At 38.1% G+C, this 4,705-nt stretch carries 7 protein-coding genes; all 7 read left to right on the top strand.

What is annotated here, in order from left to right:
* Positions 1–49 precede the first annotated feature (49 nt).
* The 7 genes from AB1630_08720 (at position 50) to AB1630_08690 (ending at position 4,408) form a co-directional block, all read left to right on the top strand.
* Positions 50–208, top strand: coding sequence for a hypothetical protein (locus AB1630_08720; GenBank protein MEW6103875.1), 159 nt, complete (start codon positions 50–52; stop codon positions 206–208).
* A 12-nt stretch (positions 209–220) separates the two neighbouring features.
* Positions 221–1,198, top strand: a complete 978-nt coding sequence (locus AB1630_08715; protein MEW6103874.1) for a hypothetical protein — start codon at positions 221–223, stop codon at positions 1,196–1,198.
* A 43-nt stretch (positions 1,199–1,241) separates the two neighbouring features.
* Positions 1,242–1,409 carry a hypothetical protein gene (locus tag AB1630_08710; GenBank protein ID MEW6103873.1) on the top strand — a complete coding sequence of 56 codons (168 nt, stop codon included), beginning with the start codon at positions 1,242–1,244 and terminating at the stop codon, positions 1,407–1,409.
* Positions 1,406–2,185 (top strand): hypothetical protein, encoded by a 780-nt coding sequence (locus AB1630_08705; protein MEW6103872.1) that lies wholly within the window; start codon positions 1,406–1,408, stop codon positions 2,183–2,185. The genes AB1630_08710 and AB1630_08705 overlap by 4 nt, the downstream gene beginning before the upstream one ends.
* 22 nt (positions 2,186–2,207) lie before the next feature.
* The gene (locus AB1630_08700; protein ID MEW6103871.1) at positions 2,208–2,837 is read left to right on the top strand and encodes a hypothetical protein; all 630 of its coding nucleotides are present in this window, start codon (positions 2,208–2,210) and stop codon (positions 2,835–2,837) included.
* 103 nt (positions 2,838–2,940) lie between these two features.
* Complete coding sequence (locus AB1630_08695) at positions 2,941–3,627, top strand: hypothetical protein (GenBank protein ID MEW6103870.1); 687 nt, start codon at positions 2,941–2,943, stop codon at positions 3,625–3,627.
* A complete protein-coding gene (locus AB1630_08690) occupies positions 3,596–4,408 on the top strand; it encodes a pre-toxin TG domain-containing protein (protein MEW6103869.1) in 813 nt (270 codons plus the stop codon). The genes AB1630_08695 and AB1630_08690 overlap by 32 nt, the downstream gene beginning before the upstream one ends.
* The last annotated feature ends 297 nt before the right edge of the window (positions 4,409–4,705 follow it).

Genomic DNA, 4,705 nt, shown 5'->3' with positions numbered 1-4,705 from the left:
TCTTGAGTGAATTTTTACCTTAAAAAATCTATAAAGATGGCATTTTTATATGAGGCAGTGGAAAAAATTTTGGAGGGCAAAACCCAAGGCTACAAAAAACCAGGTTTTTGACAAATTAGAGAATATGTTAAAGGCACATCCAGAGCACTATACAAAACAACAGATAGATGATATAATGAAGATTATTGAAGAATTAAGACAAAAGTAAGGGGGTGGTAAGATGGATTTTTACAGATTAGATTTTGATGATGAGAACTATGAATATGCAGAGGAAATAAGCGATAGCAACGAGAGGGTTGGTTGGTGTCCTATCTATGGTAAGGTTCATGCTCCAATCTTAAGAAAAAGAGAGGATGTCATTTTAACCATTGACCTTCCCTCTCCAAATATACCAGATATTTTGAACACATGGAACTCTACATGGATAATCACAGATGAAACAGTCCAATTATTCAAATCACAAGGATTCACAGGCTATGAATTAAAGCCAGTGATAATAAACACGATAAAGCGAATGAGAAAGCCAAGAGAGATACCAAAGCTATGGCATTTTGTTACCACCGGCTTTGCCGGTATGGCATATCCTTCCTCATACATAAAGGCTTTGGATATTGGGGGGTGCGATTTCTGTAATAAAATTGCATTTTCATATTGCCCAAACAAGTCAGCTTCCCTTGTTGATACCTCTCAATGGGATGGCTCAGACTTCTTCTTTATATATCCTGTGCCTCGTCTTACATTTATTACCCAAAGAGTAAAAGATTTTATTGAGGAAAATAGACTAACAGGATGTAAGTTTAACACACTTGATGAAATATCTATTTCTTATCTTACCCAGCCTCTTGATGGAGAGGAAGAAACAGGAATAGGATTTCATGGAAGTTGCCTTGACCTATTGTTGTTGCCATTGCCCAAAGAAAAAGCCAAAGCCTTTGGTAAAAAATATGGCATCTGGCAAGAACCAGAGGAATTATTTAAAAGGGCAATCCAAATGGATGACAATCAACCTTGGTGGCCAAGCAAAGAACAATGGAGAGAATTTATCAAAAAGGCTGAGATAAAGGAAAGACCAAAGATATTGGCTGAATTCCAGAATGTGCTAAAGAAATATGGTAGCCCTTCTTCATCCATTAAGCTTTCAGACCAAAGACAGAAGGAGATATTAGAAATAATCAGCGAGTTTGGTAATAAATCTTGAGTGAATTTTTACCTTAAAAAATCTATAAAGATGGCATTTTTATATGAGGCAGTGGAAAAAATTTTGGAGGGCAAAACCCAAGGCTACAAAAAACCAGGTTTTTGACAAATTAGAGAATATGGTAAAGGCACGCAAAGATATCTTTACACAAGAGGGAATTGATGATATACTAAAGAAGATTGATCAGGTAAGAAAAGGTGAGATAAAATGAGATTCTATGAATTAGCCTATGGGGATGAATATGATTGTGCAACAGAGGTAAGTCATAGGAGAGAAGTAGTAGGTGCCTGTCCTGGCGATGAAGATCGTCCTTCAATTTTTCATCATCCTTTAGTATCGCGACAAAAGGAAGGGGATGAGGCAATCTTAACCATTGATATACCCTTTCCCGGGATGTTAGAGCAAGATTTCATAAACACCTGGATTTCTGACTGGATAATTCTAGATAGTACAGCCCAATTATTCAAAGAGGAAGAATTTACCGGCTATGAGCTTAAGCCAGTAAGGATAAATGAGATAAAGAGGCTAAGGAAACCAATGCCTATTCCAATCCTATGGGAGCTAGTTATCAAAGGATTTGCTGGTATCCCACATTCCGATTCTGGGATAAAGCTTAAAAGTTGGTGTGAAGGATGTGGCTTCTTAAGATTTTCAGTCCCTTTTTCTAAAACCCCTCATCTAATTGATACCTCCCTCTGGGATGGCTCAGACCTATTCTGGGTCTATCCCTTTGGAAGGTATATCTTTGTAACCGAAAGGGTAAAAGATGTAATTGAAGGGAATAAATTAAAGGGTTGTAAATTCATCCCTATTGAGGAAGTAGACCTTCCTGAGATAAAGGTAGGTGATACATTAGGTGCCGAAGCTCTTTCCCTGCTTTATCCCCGTCTTTCACAAGAGCAGATTTTATCTTTAAGCAAATTATTAAACATCCCCCTTATCCCAAAAGAGGAAATCTGGAGAAAAGCCTTACCTTGGACACCATAAGAAGACCTTTAAGAGAATCCTAATGGAAGAAAAAGCCCTAAATTCAGAGTCAGTTAAAAGACTTACCCATCAAGAATTAATGAAGCAGTTAGCCCAATTGTGGATAAAAAACTCACAACAAGGCAGATTAGATTCAACCCAGCAAGGGATGTTAGATGTCCTTACAAAAGAGAAGGATAATCGGCTAGAGGGTCTTAAAAGAGAACTTTTATCTACGGTAAGTTCTCAAATAACAGCTACAGGTGTAGGTAATGTTTTGGTAGACTATATTGACCAAAAGAGGGCAGAGAAAATATTAGGGGATATGTTATTGTTTGGCTATGAGCCTTGGGAGCAAAGTGCTACTATAATGATAGAGAAAGCCCTTACCGATAAAGTAGTTATCAATTGGTGGAAGAATTTGGTCAAGGAAGCAGAGGAAATAGATTGGTTAAAAGACTTGGCTGAGAAAGCAGGCTCTTCTAATGATTTAGAGGTTGGGTATATTCCTTCCCTAGAAGACCTCTATGATGTCTTTGATGCCTCTATTGAGGAGTTAAGGGATCGTTCTTCCGATGAGCTTACCCTATTTGATAAAAAAATAATCCTTGGAATTCTTACTGAGTCACTTACCAAGATTGCAGATGGATTACATTCAGGTGTGAATAATTGAAAGATACCTTACCCAACAAGGGATTGATGATATACTAAAGAAGATTGATCAGGTAAGAAAAGGTGAGATAAAATGAGATTCTATGAATTAACAACCTATGAGGATGAAATATGATTGGCCAGATGAGACAATCTTAACCATTGACATACCCTTTCCCGGGATGTTAGAGCAAGATTTCATAAACACTTGCCCTGGTAGCTTAAGGTTCAAAGATATAGAAATTATCCCCTCAATCAATGTTTCATCGGATGAATTAGCAAATATTCCTGATTTCAATATTTCAGATAATAAATCTGATTCTGGCTCTCTTAGTCCCTCCCTTGATCCATCCCTGGTTAGCCCTCCCTGGTATAACCCTTATGAGACCTCAGAAAGCAATATCCAAACCCAATCCCAAGATTTTAATCCCCAATCCTATGAGGGCAAGTTTATCAAATACCAGGACTACACATTTTACATAATGAATGGAAAGAAAAGGCTTATTCCCAATAATAGTGTTAAAGCCTATGCCCCTGATGGCACATCTATTACAGAGCTAACCTCAGAGCAATTATCCCAATTTCCAACCGGTGATGTCCTTCCTGAGATAAAATATCCCGATGGAAGCTTAATAAAGACAGTTGAATACTATTCTAATGTCCCTTCTTTAATAAAGAAAGAAGATTATTTCCTTATCTTCTCAGGAACAAAGCATCTTATTGATACAGGAACAATGCAGATATTTAGCTTAAAGCCTAATGATGCAAAAAGCATTTCCGATGATGAATTTCTTTCTATCCTTAACCGGTGATTCCCTTAAGGCAAAGGTTGTATCCGATGGAATCCTGGGAGACTTCCTTATCCTTGGCTCTGAAAGAAGGTTTATTCCGACCTCTAACACAACCAATGAATACCTTAAGCTTCTTGGACAAAGAAGCGTAGAACAAATATCCACCGAAGAGCTACAGACCTATATTCCCAAGGATGCCCTAGATAAGATTGAGCCACCACCACCCCCTCCCAAGCCAAAGAAGGAAAAGTGGTATCAGAAGGTATGGTCGGTAGTATCGGGGGTTGTCTCAACCGTTGTTCGTGGTCTTCCTGGGATTGGCCAAATCTATTCCTTTGCCTGTGCGATTGCCGGTAGGGATTTTATAACAGGACAGAAGCTATCTGGAGTAGACCAATGGCTTTCCTTGCTTGGTCCTTTAGCCAGGGGTGCCTCAATGTTTAAGCAAACCGCAAATTTAGCAGGAACAATAAACAAAACAAGGGATGCAATCGCAAAGCTTAATACTTACTCTGGCTACCTTAAAAACCCAGAGCAAGCCTTTTTGGCAGGTTTAAACCTTGGAAAAAAGTATGACCTTGGCCATTTAAGCAGTCTAACCAATAAAGCAGGAAGCCTATACAATAGCCTGATTGAGAACAAGTATTACAAATTTGGCACTGCCTTAACTGGAAAGGATGTGTGGGGGAATAAGCTTACCTGGGAAGAAAGGGTTGCTGGACTAAAGAGCTATCAGAGGAATTCTGACTGGAACAAAAGGGAAAATAACCACGAAGCGCAGGGAGAGCACGAAGCAACTTAAAAATTTTCATTTAAGACACCTTCGTGTTCTTCGTGGTTCTAAACACATACCTTTTTTTCTTTCATAACGGATCTTCACCCCATCATTTTCACCTAACCCTTTAATAATACTGGAGTTAGTTCAATCTTGTTCTTTAATTTATAGTCACTAATATTGAAAAAAAATATTTATTTTTTCTTGACAACATAAAGAACATAGTGTATAATAGTGGGTATGCATATAGTAGAAAACAAATCTGTTCACAAAACATCTAAAAAGATTTACCATTCCACCCTTCTTAGAGAGTCTTTTCGTGAA

The organism is bacterium (genome assembly GCA_040753555.1).
In the GTDB taxonomy this organism is placed as follows: domain Bacteria; phylum UBA9089; class UBA9088; order UBA9088; family UBA9088; genus JBFLYE01.
This window is presented reverse-complemented; position numbering and strand designations above follow the sequence as displayed.